The sequence below is a fragment of the Haloferax sp. DFSO60 genome (assembly GCF_046557615.1).
In the GTDB taxonomy this organism is placed as follows: domain Archaea; phylum Halobacteriota; class Halobacteria; order Halobacteriales; family Haloferacaceae; genus Haloferax.
This window is the reverse complement of the sequence record NZ_JBKIII010000001.1, coordinates 537,303-558,823: the sequence shown is the minus strand read 5'-3', so window position 1 is coordinate 558,823 and position 21,521 is coordinate 537,303. Positions and strand designations below refer to the sequence as shown.

22 protein-coding genes are annotated in these 21,521 nt (G+C 57.6%); 11 read left to right on the top strand and 11 right to left on the bottom strand.

Translation table 11 applies throughout. The features are described from left to right. Window positions 1-76: 76 nt before the first annotated feature. The 5 genes from ACK509_RS02905 to ACK509_RS02885 all read right to left on the bottom strand — a co-directional run bounded on the left by ACK509_RS02905 (window position 77) and on the right by ACK509_RS02885 (window position 3,675). Window positions 77-580 carry a FlaD/FlaE family flagellar protein gene (locus ACK509_RS02905; RefSeq protein WP_410764996.1) on the bottom strand — a complete coding sequence of 168 codons (504 nt, stop codon included), beginning with the start codon at window positions 578-580 and terminating at the stop codon, window positions 77-79. A 257-nt stretch (window positions 581-837) separates the two neighbouring features. Beyond that, the gene (locus tag ACK509_RS02900) at window positions 838-1,347 is read right to left on the bottom strand and encodes a chemotaxis protein CheD (RefSeq protein ID WP_410764995.1); all 510 of its coding nucleotides are present in this window, start codon (window positions 1,345-1,347) and stop codon (window positions 838-840) included. A 24-nt stretch (window positions 1,348-1,371) separates the two neighbouring features. Further along, the gene (locus ACK509_RS02895) at window positions 1,372-2,559 is read right to left on the bottom strand and encodes a chemotaxis protein CheC (protein ID WP_410764994.1); all 1,188 of its coding nucleotides are present in this window, start codon (window positions 2,557-2,559) and stop codon (window positions 1,372-1,374) included. After that, window positions 2,556-2,924 carry a chemotaxis protein CheY gene (gene cheY / locus ACK509_RS02890; RefSeq protein ID WP_390223295.1) on the bottom strand — a complete coding sequence of 123 codons (369 nt, stop codon included), beginning with the start codon at window positions 2,922-2,924 and terminating at the stop codon, window positions 2,556-2,558. The genes ACK509_RS02895 and cheY overlap by 4 nt, the downstream gene beginning before the upstream one ends. A gap of 124 nt (window positions 2,925-3,048) precedes the next feature. Then, a complete protein-coding gene (locus ACK509_RS02885; RefSeq protein ID WP_410764993.1) occupies window positions 3,049-3,675 on the bottom strand; it encodes a hypothetical protein in 627 nt (208 codons plus the stop codon). Window positions 3,676-3,822: 147 nt separating this feature from the next. Here ACK509_RS02885 and ACK509_RS02880 point away from each other — a divergent pair, with 147 nt between their 5' ends. The 3 genes from ACK509_RS02880 (at window position 3,823) to ACK509_RS02870 (ending at window position 5,679) form a co-directional block, all read left to right on the top strand. Beyond that, window positions 3,823-4,161, top strand: a complete 339-nt coding sequence (locus ACK509_RS02880; protein WP_410764992.1) for an ArsR/SmtB family transcription factor — start codon at window positions 3,823-3,825, stop codon at window positions 4,159-4,161. A 261-nt stretch (window positions 4,162-4,422) separates the two neighbouring features. Next, the gene (locus tag ACK509_RS02875; RefSeq protein ID WP_410764991.1) at window positions 4,423-5,055 is read left to right on the top strand and encodes an archaellin/type IV pilin N-terminal domain-containing protein; all 633 of its coding nucleotides are present in this window, start codon (window positions 4,423-4,425) and stop codon (window positions 5,053-5,055) included. 12 nt (window positions 5,056-5,067) lie between these two features. Then, window positions 5,068-5,679 carry an archaellin/type IV pilin N-terminal domain-containing protein gene (locus ACK509_RS02870; protein WP_410764990.1) on the top strand — a complete coding sequence of 204 codons (612 nt, stop codon included), beginning with the start codon at window positions 5,068-5,070 and terminating at the stop codon, window positions 5,677-5,679. Window positions 5,680-5,839: 160 nt separating this feature from the next. Here the strand turns inward: ACK509_RS02870 and ACK509_RS02865 are convergent, their stop codons facing one another. After that, a complete protein-coding gene (locus ACK509_RS02865; RefSeq protein WP_410764989.1) occupies window positions 5,840-6,580 on the bottom strand; it encodes an RAD55 family ATPase in 741 nt (246 codons plus the stop codon). Between the two features lie 382 nt (window positions 6,581-6,962). Here ACK509_RS02865 and ACK509_RS02860 point away from each other — a divergent pair, with 382 nt between their 5' ends. Genes ACK509_RS02860 through ACK509_RS02830 form a run of 7 tightly spaced genes read left to right on the top strand, consistent with a single transcriptional unit; the run spans window position 6,963 to window position 14,379 of the window. Beyond that, a complete protein-coding gene (locus ACK509_RS02860; RefSeq protein WP_410764988.1) occupies window positions 6,963-8,255 on the top strand; it encodes a flagella accessory protein C in 1,293 nt (430 codons plus the stop codon). Further along, the gene (locus ACK509_RS02855) at window positions 8,239-8,673 is read left to right on the top strand and encodes a fla cluster protein FlaF (protein ID WP_410764987.1); all 435 of its coding nucleotides are present in this window, start codon (window positions 8,239-8,241) and stop codon (window positions 8,671-8,673) included. Before ACK509_RS02860 ends, ACK509_RS02855 begins: the two co-directional genes overlap by 17 nt. Continuing rightward, window positions 8,674-9,120 (top strand): flagellar protein G, encoded by a 447-nt coding sequence (locus ACK509_RS02850; RefSeq protein WP_410764986.1) that lies wholly within the window; start codon window positions 8,674-8,676, stop codon window positions 9,118-9,120. Then, complete coding sequence (locus ACK509_RS02845; protein WP_410764985.1) at window positions 9,117-9,866, top strand: ATPase domain-containing protein; 750 nt, start codon at window positions 9,117-9,119, stop codon at window positions 9,864-9,866. The genes ACK509_RS02850 and ACK509_RS02845 overlap by 4 nt, the downstream gene beginning before the upstream one ends. Next, a complete protein-coding gene (locus ACK509_RS02840; RefSeq protein ID WP_410764984.1) occupies window positions 9,866-11,530 on the top strand; it encodes a type II/IV secretion system ATPase subunit in 1,665 nt (554 codons plus the stop codon). Before ACK509_RS02845 ends, ACK509_RS02840 begins: the two co-directional genes overlap by 1 nt. A 3-nt stretch (window positions 11,531-11,533) precedes the next feature. Beyond that, complete coding sequence (gene flaJ, locus ACK509_RS02835) at window positions 11,534-13,276, top strand: archaellar assembly protein FlaJ (protein WP_410764983.1); 1,743 nt, start codon at window positions 11,534-11,536, stop codon at window positions 13,274-13,276. After that, window positions 13,273-14,379 carry a CheF family chemotaxis protein gene (locus tag ACK509_RS02830; RefSeq protein ID WP_410764982.1) on the top strand — a complete coding sequence of 369 codons (1,107 nt, stop codon included), beginning with the start codon at window positions 13,273-13,275 and terminating at the stop codon, window positions 14,377-14,379. Before flaJ ends, ACK509_RS02830 begins: the two co-directional genes overlap by 4 nt. Before the next feature lie 108 nt (window positions 14,380-14,487). Here ACK509_RS02830 and ACK509_RS02825 read toward each other — a convergent pair whose 3' ends face one another. The 4 genes from ACK509_RS02825 to ACK509_RS02810 are packed head-to-tail and all read right to left on the bottom strand — an operon-like array spanning window position 14,488 to window position 19,426. Next, the gene (locus ACK509_RS02825; RefSeq protein WP_410764981.1) at window positions 14,488-15,354 is read right to left on the bottom strand and encodes a CheF family chemotaxis protein; all 867 of its coding nucleotides are present in this window, start codon (window positions 15,352-15,354) and stop codon (window positions 14,488-14,490) included. 3 nt (window positions 15,355-15,357) lie between these two features. Then, a complete protein-coding gene (locus ACK509_RS02820; RefSeq protein WP_410764980.1) occupies window positions 15,358-16,200 on the bottom strand; it encodes a CheR family methyltransferase in 843 nt (280 codons plus the stop codon). Next, entirely contained in the window at window positions 16,200-18,329 is a 2,130-nt protein-coding gene (locus tag ACK509_RS02815) for an ATP-binding protein (protein ID WP_410764979.1), read from the bottom strand. The genes ACK509_RS02820 and ACK509_RS02815 overlap by 1 nt, the downstream gene beginning before the upstream one ends. A 2-nt stretch (window positions 18,330-18,331) precedes the next feature. After that, a complete protein-coding gene (locus tag ACK509_RS02810) occupies window positions 18,332-19,426 on the bottom strand; it encodes a protein-glutamate methylesterase/protein-glutamine glutaminase (RefSeq protein WP_410764978.1) in 1,095 nt (364 codons plus the stop codon). Between the two features lie 249 nt (window positions 19,427-19,675). Between ACK509_RS02810 and ACK509_RS02805 the strand changes: the two genes are divergently transcribed. Beyond that, complete coding sequence (locus ACK509_RS02805) at window positions 19,676-20,149, top strand: chemotaxis protein CheW (protein WP_410764977.1); 474 nt, start codon at window positions 19,676-19,678, stop codon at window positions 20,147-20,149. Here the strand turns inward: ACK509_RS02805 and ACK509_RS02800 are convergent, their stop codons facing one another. Continuing rightward, on the bottom strand, window positions 20,150-21,493 hold the full coding sequence (locus ACK509_RS02800) for an MFS transporter (RefSeq protein WP_410764976.1): 1,344 nt from the start codon (window positions 21,491-21,493) through the stop codon (window positions 20,150-20,152). Between the last annotated feature and the right edge of the window lie 28 nt (window positions 21,494-21,521).

Sequence of the window (21,521 nt, the reverse complement as noted above, 5' to 3'; positions counted from 1 at the left end):
AGTTGTATCGGTGAATTCTCTCACATACGATAGTTGAAATAAAATTCACGAGGGTGTTTGTAACCCGAGACGACGATTAGACCATCGATGCGAGTCGTGCGATGTAGACGAGACTCAGCAAGTGGTCATCGACGTCGAGTTCGTCTGCGTCCTCGACGTCCGCAGAGAAGCCGAGCAAGTAGTTTCGAAGGGTCTCTTCGACATCTGCGGTCAGCCAATCGACCGACTGATAGTATCGAAGTGCATCCATCGCTCGCTTGAATCCGCCTTTCAAGACGAGGAATTCGAGCCAGTCGAAGACGACGCGTTCTGCGCCGTACTTGTCCGGGAGCGACCGAAGATATGGTTTCTGGACGGTCGTGTCACTGTCGCGGCCTGATTGGTGTACCAGTAGGTGTTCGAGTTGGCTCGACCGGAGTGCTTCCGACGCAGAGCCTCGGCCGGTGTCGTACAGCGGGTTGTCGAACCGGAACGGTCCTCGGTCCTCGAATCGAGAGAGGTTCCCGTTCCGAAAGCCGGCGGCGTCGCGGGCGATGCGTCGAAGTTCGTCTGGATCGTAGTCATCCGGGTCCAAATGCATGATATCCTCGTTGAGACGGCACGACTCCCCGAGTCCCCCGACTCGGAGTGGGCGGCGGAGAACGCCGACCGGTGTGTCACACGCGTGTATCGTACCGTATTGGTTCTGAGATTCGAAGGCGGTGACATAAAACTACGCGAGCTGGTATCATAATTGATATCAGGGAGTCTCAGACGGTCGATGACGGTCTCTCAGATGACGAGTTGTAACGCCGTCGAGAGCAATCTCGATTACGAACGAAAGAGCAAGTCAGCGAATCAGATGTCGTACTTTCCGCTTTTCGCACTCCGAATCGAGAGGGTTCCAGTTTCCACATCGAGTTCGAGCGACCGGCCGTGCGACCCGCCGACGTCTTCGGCGACGATATCGATATCCAACTCAGATAGTGTGTGGCGTGCAGAGTCGGCGTTTCGCTCGCCGATGCTCTTGCCACCGTCTGTCGCAGCGAAGTCGAACATCGTGCTTCCACCTGCGAGTTTTGCGACGACACGAGATGGGTCAGCACCGTGCGACTTCATCTCTGAGAGGAGTGACGTGATTCCCGTATCTGCAAACTTCGCTGGGTTGGACGCATCTTCCGCTGTTGGGAGCATCGCGTGAGCGAGTCCGGCGACCCCAGCATCGGCGTCATAGAGGACGACGCCGATACAAGAGCCGAGACCACTCGTCGTTAGCACAGCACTATCGGTCCCGACGGCGAAATCTGCGATACCGACTTTGATTCGAGCCGGGGTTGCGTCTGAAGTGTCCGTTGTGTAGATTTGCATTGCGAAGGGTCCTCCGCGGCTGAGTTAGACCGCAGGTGAGAGTTGTTCGAGCGCCTTGCGCAACTCGGCCTCGTCAGGAAGTGCGTAGATGTCGCAGGTGAACTCGTCGTTCGACGTTCGGATGGTCGAATCGATGAGGAACGCGTACTCTTGCGACATCGCGAGTTCGGTTGCCAGCGGGTCGATGATTGCAGACCCAAGGTCGTGAACGTGCGTCGGTGGCGAGATGTCGATGGTCGTTTCGAGCGCATTTGCCCAGCCATCGAGGAATCCAGAGGTCACGATGTTGCCAATCTCTTGGATTGCGCTCTGTCGCATCGCTTCGTCACCTTCCATGCCCGGAAGCAGTGCGCTTGCGATGCTGTCGGCCGACGGTTCGTCGAACAAGATGGCGATATACCCGCTTGGGACGCCCATAAATTCGAGGACGACACCGCGGCGGACGCCATCAGTTAACGACATGGGAACTCCCTCTATCGGCACGAAACTCAGGCGGCTCACTTCGACAGTCGTGTCGATGCCCGTCATCGCAGTGATGTCTTCGGATGCCTGGTTCGCCCCGTCGGAAATCATCTCCGAGAAGGCTGCAAACGACTCGACAGGGAGTTCGTCGTCGTTGCCGCTCGCTTCGACGATGGTCTCGATGGACTCTGTCGATGGAACCATGTAGAGTGCGAACCCGATGGCATCGTCTGCCGCTTCGAGTTGATTCCGAAAGACGAGGATGTGTTCGTCGTCGCTCTCGTCGTGTTCGATGGTGTTGGCATCGAGGCCTGACAGTGGATTGTCGTTGGCTTCGTCGATGTAGGTCGGCGTCGTGATGTCGATACTGGTATCGAGGTAATCGGCCCACCCGTCGATGAACCCACCAAGCATGATGTTGGCAACTTCTTTCAGACTGCTCGTTGCGAGTTCATCCCCGGGTTGGGCTTCAGCACCGGGAACCAACGCTTCGACCAATCGCTCGGCCGATGCGGGAGAAAAGGTGAGGATGGTTTGCCCATCCAGTCCACCACTGAACCCGATGTGAACACTGACGAGGTCGTGTTCATCGAAATCCTGTTCGACGTCTTGTTTCGTACTAAGTTCGACTTTCGTGACGTTGACGTACGTGTCGATTCCGGCGAGTGTGGTCAGCGAGCCTGCTGCCTTTTCGGCGCCGGAGTGTGCGAGACGGCTGAACGTTCGGAGCGACCGTACGTCGAGGTTCATGCCTCGGCCTGAATGACGTCGGCGATAGCCTGGAGAACGTTCGGCTTCTGGAATGGCTTGGTGATATATCCATCCGCCCCCGCCTCCACGGCTTCGCGCATTTTCTCTTCTTGCCCGACAGACGTACACATGATGACCGAGGCGTTCGTGTCGAGAGACTTGATTTCGGATGTCGCTTCGATGCCGTTTCGAATCGGCATCACCACGTCCATGGTGACCACATCGGGTTCGAGTTCACGGTAGAGTTCGACCGCCTCGACACCGTTTTCGGCCTCGCCGACGACTTCGTGTTCTCCTTCCAAAAGTTGCTTGAGGAGGTTCCGCATGAACGCTGAATCGTCCACGACCAGTACCTTGCTTGCCATAGTAGCCAGTTTCCGAAAATCAGACTATAAACCCTTCCGCCCCATTATCATCCCTGATACGTATTCCTCCCTCTCTCGCGTGATAATTGGTTCGTGTATTCACTCAAAACACCAGCGACAGCGACTATTCGGTGCGATTTGGTGGGAAAGAAGCCCCTGGCGTTTCGACCGCGTCTAACAGGTCTCCTATCGAGTCACCCCGGTTGAGTCCGTGGGAGGCGGCGAGTGCTTCGATTGCGCGTCCCGGGTAGGTGACTTGCACTTCCGATGCCAACAGTAGAATGCCAAGTACTTCGTCTGTCGGCGTCTCTCCATCACTCACCGTTTCGGCGTACCACTGTACGAGTGATTGGAACACCTCGGTCACGTCGTCGGAGACTGCTTCGTGTTGTGTCACAGTCTCGCCGACGAGAGTGGTTATCGAAAATGCGTGGTCCGACCGAACTGCACCAACTCGCTCTGCGAGCAGTTTTCGTGCGAGTATCGCACGTTTTCGAGGGTCTTTGGGGAGGACGATACTGGGATGGGTGCGCTGTTCGTCCTGGACCTCCTCGCCCGATTCTGAATTCGATTCGGATTGGTCGTTTCCAGGTCGTCCTTCCGGCTCCTGCGGCTGGTTTTCGCCGGTTGCGATCACGTACCGCTGTTTGTCGAGTCTGACGACTCGCTCGTCGTGGCTGATATCTAGGTCTTTAGACCCGACCACCCCTTGCTCGGGTCGCAAGTCGGCACGGCGTTCGTCCTCAGCCATCGAGCGAACGTCGGAGTGGTAACATATAATCCCATCGTCGCTGCTACGCCATTACCTATCCAAGTTTACACGAAAATCACTGAGCCGGATTTGCCAGCCAGATAACCAACACATTGACATGCCGAGCGCACCGACACCATCCCATCTATGGAGTCTGACAGGACCCTTGCCGCGTTGGGAAATGAATACAACCCCGACATCCTTCGCGCAGCTGAGGAACCACATTCGGCCCAAGAGTTCAGCGAGATGCTGGATATCCCGATTGCGACCTGTTATCGCCGAATCGAAGAACTGACCGCGGCAGGGCTGCTCAAACTCCACGACCGAGTGCTTTCAGACGAACACCGGCGAACGAACGTGTATCGCCGAGAAGTTGACGAAGTCGTCGTCAGATTCGACGATGACGACTACACCGTGACGGTCACCGAACGCCCAGAAGTCAAAAACAAACTCGACGACGTGTGGCGAAAAATCGCGCAAGATTAAGTTCTCTCTGACTCCGCGAACTGCTTCGCTGATTCTTCTGGCTGAGTTGCGAACTTGCCTGGTTTCGATTCTACTGCCAAGTCCTGGTCACATCCTTTAGCAACCTCCCCGCTCGCGTACACGCGGTGAATTATATCAAAATCCGTAATTCCATACCAATATCAGTGATGATATTTGGGTCCGTACCGTTATGTATCAACTACTCAAGTGGGCTTGTGAGGGTCTCTGCACGTCCGAGTGTGGGACCACCAAAGACAACCCATGTTCGAAAATATCAAAGAAGACCGGGGTCAGGTCGGTATCGGGACCTTGATTGTCTTCATCGCGATGGTTCTCGTCGCCGCAATCGCGGCGGGTGTCCTCGTCAACACTGCAGGCTTCCTGCAGGCGACGGCCGAGGACGCTGGACAGCAATCTGTGAACAAGGTCACGAACCGTGTGGACGTTGTGAGCGTTCACGGGATCGTGAACGGCAGCAGCCCGAAGTCGGTCGATAACCTCAACCTCACTGTACGTCTCGCAGCAGGTTCTGGCTCTGTCTCGCTGAACAATACCTCGATTAAGTACCTCAGCGCAGACACTGCCCGGACGCTCGTCAACAACAACAGTGCGGATGCAGAGAGCATCGACTGGGCTAACGCAAGCAACAATGAATTCGCTGTCCGTGACATCGCGGACGACGACACCTCGTTCCCGATTCTGAACAGCCAGACGGACCGTGTCGAAGTTGTCATCAACACGTCTGTTGTCGAAGGCTCGGCGAAGAACGGTCTCCAGACTGGCGAATCTGTGACGCTCGAAATCACGTCGCGTAACGGTGGTACTGCACAGGTCATCCTGACTATGCCTCAGCAACTCGCAGGCAAGAACGACGGTGACCCGGTGGCTCTCTAAGGTAGAATTCAAATGTTCGATAATCTCTCTAACGACAAACGCGGTCAGGTCGGTATCGGTACGCTCATCGTCTTCATTGCGATGGTCCTCGTAGCAGCAATCGCAGCGGGTGTCCTCGTCAACACTGCAGGCTTCCTGCAGGCGACGGCACAAGATGCCGGTCAAGAGTCCGTCGACAAGGTCACGAACCGTGTCGAAGTACTCAACACCCACGGTATCGTCGGTGCGAACGACACCATCAAGTACATCAACATGACGGTCCGCCTCGCAGCAGGCTCCAGCAGTGTTGATATGAACGAGACCTCGATCAAGTACCTCAGTGGCTCCGAAGTCGTTCAACTGACTAACAGCACTTCGGCAAGTACGGCTGACGCTGACGAGTTCGCACTCAACGAGATCACCGACAACGACAACTCGTTCGGTGTGCTGAACAGCATGGACGACCGCTACGAAGTCGTCGTCTCTGCAGGCCACATCGAAGCCAGTACCAACACTGACGGTCTCTCGACGGGCGAAACCGTCCGTCTCGACATCACGTCGCGCACTGGTGGTACCACGACCGTTATCCTCACGATGCCGCAGCAACTCGCAGGCAAGACTGAGGGTAAGCCGGTCAAGCTCTAAGCATCGTTCGCTGACTTTCATTTCTATCGAATACTCATGTTGTGAGCGACAGCACTCGTGCCGCAACGCTCGCAATTCGCGATGCCCTGTTGGCACTGCGTTGTGGTTTGTTTAAAAAGTAAAAAAGCTAAAACCGACAGAACAGTGTGTTGTCCCGCGTCTACTCCGTCTCTTCACCGAACCACGGCGGCGACTCACCGACCATGGAGAACCCTGCAGCCTGCTCGTAGATTTTGATGCCTCCGTGGGTAATCTCTAAGGGGAACATCGAGTTTTTGATGCTCTGTTTACGCATCTTGGCGACCCAGATGTACCGGTTACTCGTCGCACCTGCGGGGCTCTGGATGAGATAGATGTTCCCGTCCGTGAGGAAGTTCTCCAGTCCGATATCCGTCTCGGGGAAGATTGCGGACTGCTCGGTCGTCAGCAACGAGGTGAGTTCGCTGTTTTTCAGAATGTCGATGAACTTCAAGAGGTACTGACGCTGTTCCTTCTCGTCGTCGAAGAAGAGTTGGAACATCGTGAGTGAGTCGAGAACGAGACGGTCGTAGCTCGTATCCTGCAAGTCGTCGAGAATTCGGTCGAGGGTGGACGAAAAGTCGCCGTCACGAAGCAAGGTGCGCTTGTCGTACACCTTGATGTCTCCCGCTTCGACGTACTCGTTCCACCGGTCGAATCCAATCGATTCTGCGGCTTCACGAATGTCGTCTTCGGTTTCTTCGAACGTCAGATACAGCCCTCCTTGGTCGAACTTATCGACACCATTGTAGAGATACTGGAGTCCGAGAATACTCTTTCCAGTACCAGGGTTACCGCTGATGAGTACTGCAGCGTTCTTTACGATACCTCCGTTCAGGATAGAATCGAGTCCTTCGACGCCGGTTTTGATCAGTTCTGTCATGGTTGGGTGTAGACGAGTAGTGACTGTCGAACGTTCATCGGTGCCGCCTCCGGATAATTCTTCTTACCGCCGCTAATTGGCGTTGGATATTTATTACGTCCGTCGAAACGATAAATTCCGCAATTCTTGAATATCTGTTCTGATAACGAGACGGGAAGTTTCATGTATTGACTTACGTACTTTGCACCAATGTTGCCTGTTCCCCCGACGCTGTCGGCCCTCCCCGGCTGGTCAGACAATCGGGCGGGTGACTGCCCATCGTTCGTACGGACGACCCGACGAGCGACACGGAGGTCTACTCCAACTGTGATGGTGGAGTGGACGAATCGGCGGCCAATAAGCCACGGGTGCTGGGGACAACACGGACACCGAAGAGGAATGTATGTCATCAGATGACGGACTAGGATTCGAGGAGGGTATCGACGACCTCTCCGACGAGTTTGGTGACTTCGGCGACGACCTCGACGGCGGATTCGACGACGACGACGATTTCGGCGGATTCGACGACGGTAACAACGAGGAGCTCGCAGAACTCGAGGATCGCGTCGGCGAACTCGAGAACGAAGTCAGCGCCATCTCGTCAGGGATGAACACTGTCCGAGAGGAGAACAAACAAATTGGAGGGACCGTCGAAGAACTCGACGACACTATTCGAAAGCTACTGGACATCTATGAGATGGTCACGCGCGGTATCAACCCGTTCGTCGACGACGCCCGCGAGATGGGTGGTCTCGACGGTGGTGGCTCGTTCGGACTCTTCGATGCCGAGGCCGAAGAAGAAGAACACCTCGACCCCGAAGTCGCCAACGCGGACGCAGAGAGTTTCTTCGACGACGACTTCGGCGAGCTAGATGCCGAGGCTGGCGAGAAGGAAGCAGAACTCGCGGCGAAAGACGAACTCGAAGACGCCGAGCGCGAAGACCCTGCGGCAGCCCTCGAAAAGGACGAAGAGAACGAAGAAGACGCCGACGACACCGACAGCGTTGGCGGTTCGAGCTTCGACGACTTGAAACAGCAGTACGAAGAGAACGACGGCTGGGACGAGGAAGAAGAAGAGGAAGAGGAAGAAGCAGACCTCCTCGAAGAAGAACCAGAAGTCGAAGTTGAAGAAGAACTCGACGCCGACGAGGAAGAAGAGCCTCTGTTGGAGATTGAAGACCAAGTGGAGGAAGAACTCCCAGGCGACGAGACTGCAGACCCACAGAAGACGCTCGAAGAACTCGAAGCAGAGTACAAGTCTGCGGCACAGGCCAAGCGCGACGCCCAAGCAGAAGAGACGAGCGAACTCCCACAGGAGTCGTCTTCGCAGGCGAAGAAGGTAGTGCAGACGACGTCGTCGAACGCCTACCTCACGCAGCTTCCTGCAAGCTACGTCTCGGAAGTACTCATCCTCGAATGGGTCGAACACCTCGTCTCCGCAGGCGGCGCACTCGGCGCTTCACGCGCGCTCCGCCAGTACCGAGAGCAAGAGTGGATTTCGCGCCCCGTCGAGAACACGCTGAACACGCACGTCGCCTGTGTCTCGACGTCGGTCGAAGGTGGTGATGGGCTCCAAATCGAAGACCATCAGACGAGCCTCGTGTACGTCAGCCGACTCGCTGGCGACGCGCCGCAAGGTCACCTCTTCGAAGAATTGGTCGCATACGGAGGAATCCTGGATGGGATTCGGAGTTAGTGGCTCGACCGCGATTATTTTCCTCGGGGTTCTCATCGCGACGGGGACCCTGTATACAGCAACATCTAACGCGAGCGAGAACATCCTCGACGCGCAAGATGCAGACGCAGAGCAAACGCTCGAACGAACGAACACGAGAATCACGATTTCGAACGCGACGTACAACATGACGAATACGTCACTCGTGGTCAACGTGACCAACACCGGTGCGACCACGCTCGCAGTCGATGAGACGACGTTACTCGTCGATAACGTCTACAACGACACGGCGGGTGTGACCACCGTTGACGGAAATCAAGCGACCAACCTATGGTACCCCGGTGAACACCTGATAATGAATGTCTCACTCGGAACTCCCCCAAACCGGGTCAAAGTCGTCACCGGAACCGGTGTCGCAGCGACAGAGGAGGTAGCCTAGATGGCAGACGTTTCGGTCCCGAGCCTCATCCTGTTCATCGCAAGCATCGTCGTCGCAGCGGGCGTCGCTGGCGTTCTCATCGACACCGTCGCGGGCATCAGCAACTCGCTCGACGACCAAGGTGGCGACGTCAGCGAACAGATTCGGACGGACATCGAAGTCATCAGCGACCCCGAAAGTGGTGTCTACGACGGTAGCAGTACCGTGACGGTGTACGTCAAAAACACGGGGTTACGGACACTACCAGCCTCAGGTGACAGTTTCGACGTCATCGTCAACGCCACGTACCAAGCGGATGTCAGCGCGACCGTCGTCGATGGGAGCGACTGGCGTCCGAGCAACGTCATCGAACTGACTATCAGCAACATCAGCCTCCCACAAGGCGACCACCGTCTGAAACTCGTTATCGACGGTGACGAGGAGGTGTTCGACTTCCGCGTATCATGAGTAGTAATCAATTTTCCCTTGGATTATCTGGGCACGATCGTCTCGAAAAAGAACTGGGTGGCGGCATGCCGAAAGGCGCAATTGTCCTCATCGAGGGCGACTACGGTGCTGGAAAGAGCGTCCTCTCACAGCGCTTTAGCTACGGCTTTTGCGAGGAGGACACTGTCGTCACACTCCTCTCGACCGAACTGGGCGTTCGGGGCTTTCTCGACCAGATGCACTCGCTCTCGTACGACATGGTCAATCACCTGCTGAACGAGCGGATTCTGTTCTTACAGGCAGAAATCGACAGTGGTGGCACGCTCTCGGGTGGGCCATCCAAAGAGCGCAAGCAACTACTCCGCCGGATGATGGACGCCGAGCAGATGTGGGAAGCAGACGTCATCATCATCGACACGTTCGATGCAATCCTCCGTAATGACCCACAGTTCGAAGCACTCGTCCGGCAGAACGAAGAGCGACAGGCCGCCCTCGAAATCATCTCGTTCTTCCGCGAGTTGACGACGAAAGGAAAGACCATCATCCTGACCGTGGACCCGTCCTCGGTCGACGACAGTTCTATCGGGGCGTTTCGGTCGATCGCTGACGTCTACTTCGAACTGGAGATGGTCGAGGTCGGAAACGACGTTCGGCGTAACATCTTCGTGAAACGGTTCGCAGGAATGGGCCAGCAAGTGGGTGACCGAGTTGGTTTCTCGGTGCGCTCCGGCATCGGCGTCGTCATCGAATCGAGGAGTGTTGCCTAATGGCGACGGACCACGGGTCGGCCCGACTCTCGGACGACCTCAAACGCCTCGCGATGCAGTGGCCGCACCTCCGTGACCACCTCAAGCGCTTCCGGCAGATTACTGGTGAGTTCCCGATGCTCGTCGACGACCCCGGTGATTACGAATCCCGCCGTCCGAACATCATCTACTCGCTCGGTGGCCCAGTGTTCTGCCAGATTTACGGGAATTTCGGTGAGACGACCAAGTACTACACCATCGAACCGGAGTTGGAAGACGACGAGCGTGAGACCTTCATGCGGATCAAAGACAAGTTGCTCGAACGCAGCGTGTCGAAACCCGCACCGGAAGAGAGCGTCGATTACGAAGAACGAATCGACGAACTCCTCGCGGAAATCGTCCACATCGAAGGTGAAGACCGAGGCCCGCTCGGGAAAGTCGCCAAGCGACTAGACGTTGCGGGTATCGAAGTTTCACAAGAGGTCTACGACAAGATTCACTACCGTCTCGTCCGCGACATCGTCGGTCTCGGGGCACTCGAACCCATCATGCGCGACCCGGAGAACGAGGACATTCACGTCATCGGTCCCAACCAGGTCGACGTCGACCACGGGACCTTCGGCCTGCTCGAAACGAGTGTCGAGTTCGACAACAACGAGCAGTTCGACAACTGGCTTCGCAACATGGGTGAGCGTATTGGTGACCCGGTTTCCGACGCCCACCCCATCGTGGACTCGACGCTCCCAGACGGGTCGCGTATCAACATCATCTACTCCGACGACGTGTCGCTGAAGGGGTCGTCGCTCACCATCCGTCAGGGCGACGACGTGCCGCTTTCGGTCTTCCAGATTGCGAAGTGGGGGACGCTCTCGCCCGAGTTGGCGGCGTACCTCTGGATTGCACTGGAGAACGAACGCACGGTGTTCGTGGTCGGTGAGACGGCATCAGGGAAGACGACGACACTCAACGCAATCTTGTCGTTCATCCCGCAGTCTTCGAAGATTTACACCGCAGAAGACACCGCGGAGGTGTTGCCGCCGCACGATACGTGGCAGCAACTCCTCACGCGTGAAGGTCGAGGTTCAGACTCCGAAGTGGACATGTTCGACCTCGTTGCGGCCGCACTGCGTTCACGCCCCGACTACATCATCGTGGGGGAGGTCCGTGGTGAAGAAGGGCGGATGGCGTTCCAGGCGGCACAGACCGGTCACCCGGTCATGCTGACGTTCCACGCGTCCGACATCGTTTCGATGATTCAGCGTTTCACCGGTGACCCCATCAACGTCCCAGAGACGTTCATGTCCAACTGTGACATCGCACTGTTCCAGAACCGGGTGAAGCGTGGAAACGACATCCTGCGTCGTGTGACGAGTGTCCAGGAAATCGAGGGGTACTCGAAAGAGATGGGCGGCGTCGTCACGCGCGAAGTGTTCTACTGGGACCCTGTGCAGGACGAGATTGTCTTCCAGGGGATGAACAACTCCTTTATCATGGAGCAGAAGGTCGCAACGCTGCTCGGATACGACGACACGCGGAAAATTTACGACGACATCAAGTTCCGTGCGGAACTGATTCGCCGGGCCATCCAAGAGAACATCCTCGGCTACCACGAAGTGAACGAACTCATCGAGGATTACTTCCGCGACGGCACGGAAGGACTGCCGTTCGACATGGCGAGGGTGTAACTCATGAGTGGGGAGGCCAGCACAACGGTACAAGCGGTTCAGGTTCGAGACTTCTTCAACGATGTCGTCGAGTCGTACGAGAAGATGCCGATGGAGTTGCCTCGGTATCTGCTGTTGGTGCTTGGCCCGGCAATCGTGGTTTTCATACTCTCGGTTGTCGGCGCGATTGCGCTTCCACTCCCCGTCCTCGTCCGCATCCCGGTTTTCTTACTTGGGGTGTTGTTACTCGGTGCCGCAGTCCTCTACCCGCGTCTGCTCGTCGAGCAGACGCGTCGCGGCCTCGAAAACCAACTCCACTTGCTCATCACGCACATGACGGTTCTCTCGACGACGAACATCGACCGTGTGGCCGTCTTCCGCACGCTCTCGCGTGAAGAGGAGTACGGTGAGTTGGCAATCGAGATGCGACGCATCGTCCAACTCGTCGATGCGTGGAACCAGTCGCTCGACGACGCATGTGTGCGTCGCGCACGCGAGGTTCCCTCGAAGCCGCTTTCAGACTTCCTCGACCGTCTCGCATACGCAATCAACGCCGGACAGAGCATCGACGACTTCCTGCTCGGAGAGCAGACGGCGATGATTCAAAAGTACATCACGGTGTACGAGAGTGCGCTCGGGAACCTCGAGGTCATGAAAGACCTGTACCTCTCGATGATTCTCTCGATGACGTTCGCAATCATCAACGCCATCGTGTTGCCAATTCTCACCGGCACGGACGCGACGATGACGATTGCAGCGGTCATCGTGTTGTTCGTCTTCGTGCAGTTGGGGTTCTACTTCGTCATTCGGACGATGTCGCCGTACGACCCGCTGTGGTACCAGCAACGAGAGTACCGGACGAAGGCAGACCGGCAAATCGACATCACGCTGTACGGTGCAGTTGGTCTCTCTGTCGTGATGGTCGTCCTCCTGGCACTGGGGACGTTCAACGTGACGTTCGTCGGCGAACTCATGCGACCCATCATGCTCGACATCCCGGTTCCGTTGCTCCTTGCGACGCCGCTGACGCCGCTTGCAGTTCCCGGTGTCGTCGCGCGTCGTCAGGAAAAGAAGATTGACGAACGCGACGAGGAGTACCCTGGCTTCATTCGCGCACTCGGGGCCTCCGAGACGGCAAAGCAGAGTACGACGACCGACGTGCTGGAGACGCTTCGAAAGAAGGACTTCGGCAACCTCTCGCGCGAAATCGACCGCCTTCACACCCGTCTTCGGATGCGCCTCGACCCCGACCGTTCGTGGTTCTTCTTCAGTGCCGAATCCGGGTCGTACCTGATTCAGAAGTTCAGTGAGATGTACAATGCCGGTCGGTCGATGGGTGGCCGCCCGAAACAACTCGGTGAACTCATCAGTCGGAACATGAACGAGATTATCAAGCTCCGCCAACAGCGCAAACAGTCGACGGTGACGCTCATCGGTGTCCTCTACGGGATTACTGCCTCTGCATCGTTTGCGTTCTTCATCGGTCTGGAAGTCGTCGAAATCCTTGCGACGTTCTCGACGCAGATGAACCTCGACAGCCTCCAGTTCGGGACGCTCATCTACGCGGGTGTCTACGACGTGCCGCTCATCGAATACATGCTGAGTCTTATCATCCTGTTTAACGCCCTCCTTTCGTCGCTTATGATTCGAATGGTTGACGGGGGCCACAAGGCGAACGCCTATCTCCACTTCGTTGTACTCGTTTGGGTGGGTTCGATGATGGCAGTCGCCACCTCGTCGCTCGCGGGAGCTCTGATTAGCATATGACTGAGGACACACAGCAACCCGGAGGACAGTCTGCAGACGACGCTGATATCGTCACCAATGCCCGCTCGAACGCGGTCGAAGGTGGCGACGTTGCGAAAGCCGAGCTATTGCAAGCATACCGGCGACAAAAAGAAGAGCCAGAACCCGGTGCGGGTGAGTCACAGGCCGAAAGGGAGCGCCAGTCACGCATCCGAAAGACTTCGAAGGGCGAGGCTATCGTCGTCGATTTCGTTGCAAGTTTCGTCGCGGGAGGCAGCACGGCCTTCGAACCGGTCAAAGGCCGCGTCTTGATGAGCCAACAGCGACTTATCCTCGCAACCGGGCAGTCGAAGACCGCCATCCCAATCACGTCAGTGTTCGATATCGCAGTCGGGCAGGTTCCGCCGGAAGTCGAAGAGTTCTTCGACTACACTGTGATGGTCGGCTACATCACTGGTCGCACGCGCCGGACGACTGTCATCGGCGGCGACCGCGAGACCATCGAGAAGTTCTCACTCTACTTGTTCCGTGCGGCACTCAACGGGTCGCAAGCGACGGTAAAGCATCCTGCCCGGGTCGGTGGCCGTGTGATGAACACCGAGCGACACCGGTCCGGTCTCCACCTCGACTACGAAGCGGTGACGTTCCCTGACGACGATGGCCCGCTCACCGAAAACGGCGAACCGTTCCACATCGACTTGGCGAGTGTCATCTTCTTCGAGGTACTCGAACGGACGACAGACGAGCAGAAGCAACTCGTCCTCTCCGTCCAGCACGTCGAGCAGGGACAAACCGTTACGTCGGAGATTTCGCTCGATTCACGTCGGAAGATGAACATCCTCGGTCGGTACCTCAGACTGGTCTACCACTGGATCAAATCCGACGTGCGCAACATCGAAGTCACAGAACAGGGTCTCGAAGTCCTCGTCGGTCTCTACTCCGCCGGAGAGATGGCCGCCGAAGTGGACTTCAGCGAACTTCTCGGTGTCGAACAAGAAGTTCTCGACGCCGAGTTAGAGACGCTCAACGACGAAGGCCTCATCGGCGACGAGACGCTGCCGACTTCCTTGACACCGCAAGGCCGGTTCGTCGTGAACGAAGAAATCGAAGACGTCAACGTCTAACGTTCGCCACGCTCCACCTAATCGTTCGTTCTCTTCTTCTATTCGTGCCAATCCGTGTTCGAGAGCAGGTGCTGTCGGGTCTACTTCGAGCGAAAGCTGAAAGAAAGACTACTGCTGTTCGATCGCGTCGGAGGCGATACTTCGGCCACGGGCGTTGAGTCGAACCTCGCGCCGGACGCGAATCTCTTCGACGACGTTGTGGTCGATGAGTCGCTGAAACAGCGCCTCGACTTTTTCGACGTCGATTCCCAAAAAGCCGGGAATGTCGAACGGTTCGACACCGGAGTAGAGTGCCGTGAGAACCTGCTTGTCGGTTTCGCTGAGTTCGATAGACGTCTCGGAGAGTTCTTCTCCTTCACGAAGCAAGGAGTGGAGGAACGTTATCGCACGCTTTGGCCCTGAAATGTACGTCTGGAGACTCGTCCCTTCGTCGTCGGAGTGTTCGACTTCGATGACGTTTCGAACCTCTTCGATAATCGTCCGTTCGCCGGTCTTGATGTCGCCGATGTCGTCGAGGCGGATTTCGACGAACTTCCCGCTGACTGTCGCCATACTTACGGCCTCTTCTTCGACTTTGAGACGGGACTGTTCCCACTCGGTGTTTTGGACGACACCACCGGCAACAGCGGGATGTCGTGCAAGGAAGCGCTCGGTGTTCAACAGTGCGCCGAAGAAGTCCGTCTCGAACTCTTCGTAATCGACTGGTGCGAGGAGAACGACACCGCTGGGGATGTGGATACTGAAGTAGTCGGAGACGGTTGCGATGCGCTGGTTCACGTCGAAACGGCCACCGAGCGATTCGACATCGTCCAATAGAATCGTTCGCTTCCCGGCCGTTCCGGCGAGGACCAGGCGTTTGTTCGAGAGGAGAATGCGGCCGCTCGTCCAGTCGACGTCGTGAAGTTCACGACCGTTTTTCACGACTTGGAGGAAGCGGCCACGCGTATCGCCGAGTTTCTGTTCACCGGGTTTCATCGGTCACCTCCGTGCGGCAGTAGCTGTTCCTTGGTAGATTCGAAGCCGTTTTTCGACCGGTTCGAACTGGTCCCGGCACGACGGTGGAATCGTCTCGGTCATCCCAATCGTCAGGTAGCCGTCGTCTTCGAGAGCAGACCCAAGCGACTCGAACACTGCACGTTTCGAATCAGCGTTGATGTAGATGAATAGGTTCCGGCAGACGACAAGGTCGAACGTTCCCGGTGGGTTCTCACGGATGAGGTCACGCCGCTTGAATCGAACCATGTCCTTGAGGCGGTCTTTGACGCGGAAGCGGTTCTCGTCTTGCTCGACGAATCGCTCCCAGCGACCAATCGGTTCGAGTTGCTCTTCGATATCGTTCGTTTCAGAGGCGCGGTACTCTCCCTTGCGAGCCGCACGCAGTATCTCGCGTTTGATGTCGGTCCCGACGATTTCGATACGTCGTTCGTCAACGCGGTCATCGTCGTGAGCGAGCATGGCGAGCGAGTAGGCCTCGCGCCCGTCAGAACAAGCAGCACTCCAAATTTTAATCGGGTCTCTTCGCGTCCCGTTCGCACTCAAATCGCGAAGGACTTCACGGAGTGCTTCCCAGACCTCGGGATTACGGAAAAAGCTCGTCACGTTCACAGAGAGCGCATCGAGGAGGGCTTGCTGTTCTTCTTCATCTTCTTCGAGGAGTGCCTGATACTCGTCGTAGTCATCGACACGTCGGCGTCGCATCCGAGCGGATATTCGCCGGTCGAGGTAGGCGTCGTTGTACGAACTCGTTGCGAACGCCAGCGACGATTCGATGTAGCTGAGCAACCTCGTGAATGTCTGGTCCTGTTTCGGTGAGGTGACCATCAGTCTGCTGCCTCCTCGGTCGAACTCGGAAGCTGGGCCGGGTCGAAATCGCGCATGGCTTGCTTTCCACCATCGGGGAGTTCGAGCGTGGACACGTCCAGAATCGGGATGACGTTTCCATCGCCAATGACGGCAGTCCCAGAGAGGCCACCAGCACCGGAGAGTGGGCCTTGGAGGGGCGTCACGACGACTTCTTCTTGCTTCGTCACGCCGTCGCAGTGGAGCGCAATCTGTCTGTCTTCTGGGCGGATACGGACGACCATTCCCTCGTCGGGTTTTTCGGAGTCGATATCGAGGGCGTTACGGAGTCGAATGAGCGGGAAGATGGTGTCTTCGTGGACGATGACCTCTGTCCCGTTGACGGTCTGAACGCGGTCACGGCGGCCAATCTCGTCGATGTACTTGATGGGAACGCCGAACTCGCGGTCATCGACCTGCACGAAGAGGACTTTGATAATCGCCACCGACACTGGCAGTCGGATGTTGAACGTCGTCCCCTCGCCGGGCTCGCTCTCGACGGAGACTGCGCCATCGAGCGACTCGACGGTGGTCTTCACCACGTCCATGCCGACACCGCGACCGGACACGTCGGTAATCTCGTCGTTGGTCGAAAAGCCGGGATGGAAGATGTAGTCGAAGACTTCCGAATCGGGCATGTCTTCGAGTTCGCTCTTCGTCGCCACGCCTTTCGAGATGGCTTTCGCACGAACGGCGTCAGCGTTGATGCCGCCACCGTTGTCTTCGACGGTGATGATGACCGTGTCGTGTTGGCGCTGTGCGGAGAGTTTGATGGTTCCCGTCCGAGACTTGCCGTTTGCCTCACGCTCGTCGGGTGATTCGATGCCGTGGTCAACGGCGTTTCGAAGCACGTGCATGAGGGGGTCCGAAATCTCGTCGAGAATCGTTCGGTCGAGTTCGATGTCCGCGCCCTCGACTTTGAACGAGATTCGCTTGTCCTGTTGGCGAGCGAGGTCACGAACGAGACGGGGGAACTTGTCGAACACCTTCTTCAGCGGAATCAACCGCATATCCATGACCGTGTTCTGGAGGTTCGACGATATCTTGTCGAGTTCGTCGAGACTGTCGAGTGCGGTGTGTTTCTCCTCGTCGATGGCGTTTCGGAGTTTGATACGACTCGTCACCAGTTGTTCGACGAGTTCGTGGAGTTCGTCCAGTTGGTCCACGTCGACGCGGACGGACTTGACCGCCTGAATCGACTGGGCCTCCTTGGCACCTTCGTCGTCCGATTCGGACTCATCTGCACCTGCACTCTCTTCGCTCTCGGCGGCCGTCGCTTCGACTTCGAGTTCGGCCTCGTCGCTCTCGGCGAGTTCGTCACTCGACTCGTCAGCGGGCGCTTGTGAGTCGGCAGCGTCGATATCGGTATCGAGCATGTGAGAGACGTCCGTCGTTTCGACCTCGCTCACTTTCCACAGACCAGACAGTTCGGATGCCACTTCGTTGGGGGTGCGTCCGGCGACGAACAGGTGGATATCGGCACCGAACTCGCCCGCTTCGATTTCGTCTCGCGGTGGGTTGGTCCCAACGAGGTCGAGTTCCTCGGGGATACTGCTGAGGAAGATGCCTGCGTCAACTCCTTTCATTTGACCCGTATCGAGTCGGACGCGAGCGTGTACGAGGTCGGATTCGACAGTATCGAGGGCGACACTCTCGGCGACGAGGGAGTCCAAATCGAACGCGTCGGATTCTTCGTCCTCAGTCGTCGCCTGTTTCGAGTTTCCCGTTGTGTCCTCTGCTTCGACGGCGGCCCGAATCTCTTCGACCGTCTCGGTCGGATCGGTCGAGGACTCGCCGTTCGCTTCGATTTCGTGGAGAATCTCGACGATGAGGTCCATCCCATCGAAGACGAGGTCCATCCGCTCGGCGGTGACGTCGAGCCGTCCATGTCGAATCTCGTCGAGCAAGTCTTCGACGGCGTGTGCCACCGTCGCGGCGTTGTCGAATCCCATCGCACCGAAGTTGCCTTTGAGGGTGTGCGCCTGTCGGAAGATATCGTCGATTGCGTCGGTGTCCTCCGGGTTGGATTCGAGTGACAGGAGGGAGTTGTTCAACTGGGTGATGCTCTCTTCGCTTTCGGTGATGAATGCCTGGTAGAGTTCTTCGTCCATGGTCAGGAATTGAGTCCGCGAAGTGCTTCTTCGGTGATGCTGCCGTCAGGTGCAATCGCATCGACGCACCCGGCTTCGATAGCCCGCTTGGGCATTCCAAAGATAGCTGATGTTTTCTCGTCCTGTGCAACGGTGTACCCACCCGCGCTGCTGATTCGCGTCATCCCTTCGACGCCGTCGCGGCCCATTCCGGTCAAGAGAATGCCCGCGAGCGGCTTTTTGACGACCTCTGCGGCGGATGCCATCGTGAGGTCGATTGCTGGTTTGACGCCGTGCAGCGGTTCGTCGTCCGAAAGTGCGAGCCGAAGGTGTCCAGCCCGGTCGCCAGTGACGAGCAAGTGCGACCCACCGGGGGCGACACGAATCTGTCCGGGGCCGAGTCGTTCGCCGTCGGAGGCCTCTTTGACGTCGTACTCACAGCGTGCATCCAACCGAGCGGCGAACCGCTTGGTAAAGCCCTTCGGCATGTGTTGGATGACGAGTACACGAAGTCCTGCATCGGCGGGGAGCGCGGCCAACACGCGTTCGACGACGTTCGGGCCGCCCGTCGATGCACCGACGATTAGCGTCGAACCCTCGACAATCGAGTCGTTCGATTCCGGTTTTTGGGTGGTCGGTTTCGGCTTCGTACGGGCGCGACTCGACGGCGTAGGTCGTGACCGACCGCGCGTCTTCGACAGATCGACTGCCGCCGCAGACCGAAGTTTCTCGACGAGTTCACGCTTGACACGTGGCATCTCGGAGGTCACTTCGCCACCGGGTTTCGTGACGAAATCGACAGCACCGCGGTCGAGTGCTTCGAACGTCACATCTGCATCCTCTTCGGCGTGTGCCGAGAGCATGAGAACCGGCGTCGGACACTGCTTCATGATGCCTTCGACGGCATCCAGCCCGTTCATCTCGGGCATCTCGATGTCCATCGTGACGACGTCCGGTTGGTGTTCGCTGACTACCTCAATGGCCTCGTTGCCGTTTCCGGCCTCGGCGACCACCTCGACGGCACTATCTTCGAGGAGGGTGCGAATCAGCGTCCGCATGAAGCGCGAGTCGTCGACGACGACTGCACGAGTCGTTCCATCGGAGACTGCCGTACTCATCTGTTGGACCCGCCGCAGTCGATTTGAGTCACAGCTCTTCGTCCGCGCTGGACCCGACTCCGCGTCTTCTTCGGAATTATCAGTGTGCCGTTTCCATGACCGCTCATCTACCTCCGTGGTTCGAAAATGAGGTATATAAACACTCGGCGAGAATAATCAGCCATGATAATCGGGCACGTACCTTTATGAATCGAATCTGAGGACAATTGGACAGATAGTGTGGTGGCACCGACCACCACGGATTTGACCATGCGACAGGACGCAATTTCACCGAATACGGCAGAAGAGCACGAGGACGAGGAAGAAGTCGCCGCAGAGGTGCAGGTACTCGAATTTCAATTGGGTTCTGAGACGTACTGCGTCGATATCGAATACGTGAGCGAAATCGTCGATAAGGGTCAACTCACGACAGTCCCAAACGCCCCTTCCTACGTCGAGGGCGTCATGGACCTCCGTGGTCGAACGACGTCGATTATCAATCCGAAGTCTCTGCTCAACATCGACGAGGCTGGCGAATCGAAACGCATCGTCATCTTCGACCCCGGAAAGTTCGAAGACGAGGCGGCAACCGGATGGCTCGTGGACGAAGTCTACCAGGTCGTTCGCGTCTCGATGAACGACGTGGAAGAACCACCTCTGGAGAAAGACGACGCCATCGAAGGCGTCATCAAACGCGACGGCGAACTCGTCATCTGGATTTCGCCCGTCCACGCGATCGAATAATTATCCAAGCGCAGCCGACTGCGTTCTCTCGCTCGCTGTTTTTGCCGACCAGACGACGACCACTGCAATTGCGACGACGACGCCAGCGAGTGTGAACGCCGCCTCGTACCCGGCGGCCGTTGCGACGACGCCTCCGAGTACCGACCCGATACCGCCGCCGAGACTGGCGAGTGCGGTGTACGCACCCAGTGCTTCACCGCGAATGTTCGGGGGCGAGAGTCGGCTCACGAGTCCGGTTGCAGTCACCGCGATGACGGCCCACGAAATGCCGATGACGAGGAACGTTACGCCGAGTGCGACCAATCCGGTACTGGCGGCGAACGTCGTACCGAGAACCGCGACTGCGGGGAACGCGAGTCCACGGGTTGCGAGCGCGCCGAGTTGTAGTTGGCGAGGGTCGTACCTCGCCGCGAGTTCGCCGACACGGACGTAACTCACGGCCGACCCGAGACTCGACAACACGAAGAGGATGAACACTTCGTCGGCCGTTCTCCCCGCATCGACGAGGTAGGCCGGAAGTGGCCCGAAGAAGACCGAGAAACCGACGAAAAAGAGCGTCGCAGCAGCGAGGTATCTGAGCAACGCAGGAGTCGTTTGTCGGCGAAGCGCGTCGAAGTTCATCCCCCGAAGCGCCCAGTACATCCGCGATGGACCGTAAGGAACGGCACGGACAGAGCGGCCAATGAGTCCGGATGGACGCCGAATCGCGGCACTGACTCGGGCGAATCGGGTCGGAGAGGTAGTCGGGCGCTCAGGGTACCACACGCGAACCACGAGTGCGCCGACGAGCGCTGAGAACGCCGAGGCGACGAGGAACCACCGTTGGACGCTCACCGCGTCTAACCCAAGCACGCGAGGGGCGATTGCCGACCACAGTGCACCGACGACGAGTCCGGCGAGCCAGCCGTAGCCCTGATAGTGATTGAGTACGCCGAACCGGCGTTCCCACCCGGATTCGGGGACACCATCGACGACGATGAGGTTCAACACTGGTGCGGCAGCAGAGACGACGAACCACAGCGTCGCATTGGCGCCGAGGACGACGAGCGGGTCGGCCGCGCCTGCTATCGCGACGAGCACGAGTCCGGTTGCAACGAGTGCGACCAGAACGAACGGTCGGCGACGATTCGTTCGTGTGGCGAGTCGACCCCAGATAATCGCACCAGGAGCACCGGCGAACGCCGCCGTTGCGGCAATCAGGCCGACGAGAAACGCATCCGCGCCGAGTGCGAGCGCGTACAACGGAACGACCAGTGACGCGGCACCGACAGCGGCGTACCCGAACGCCCACCCGACGAGCCAACGGTCGTCAGTCCTGTTCGAACGGTTCGGGAGACTAGTCATGCACGGTGAATGTCCGTCGAAAGTGAAA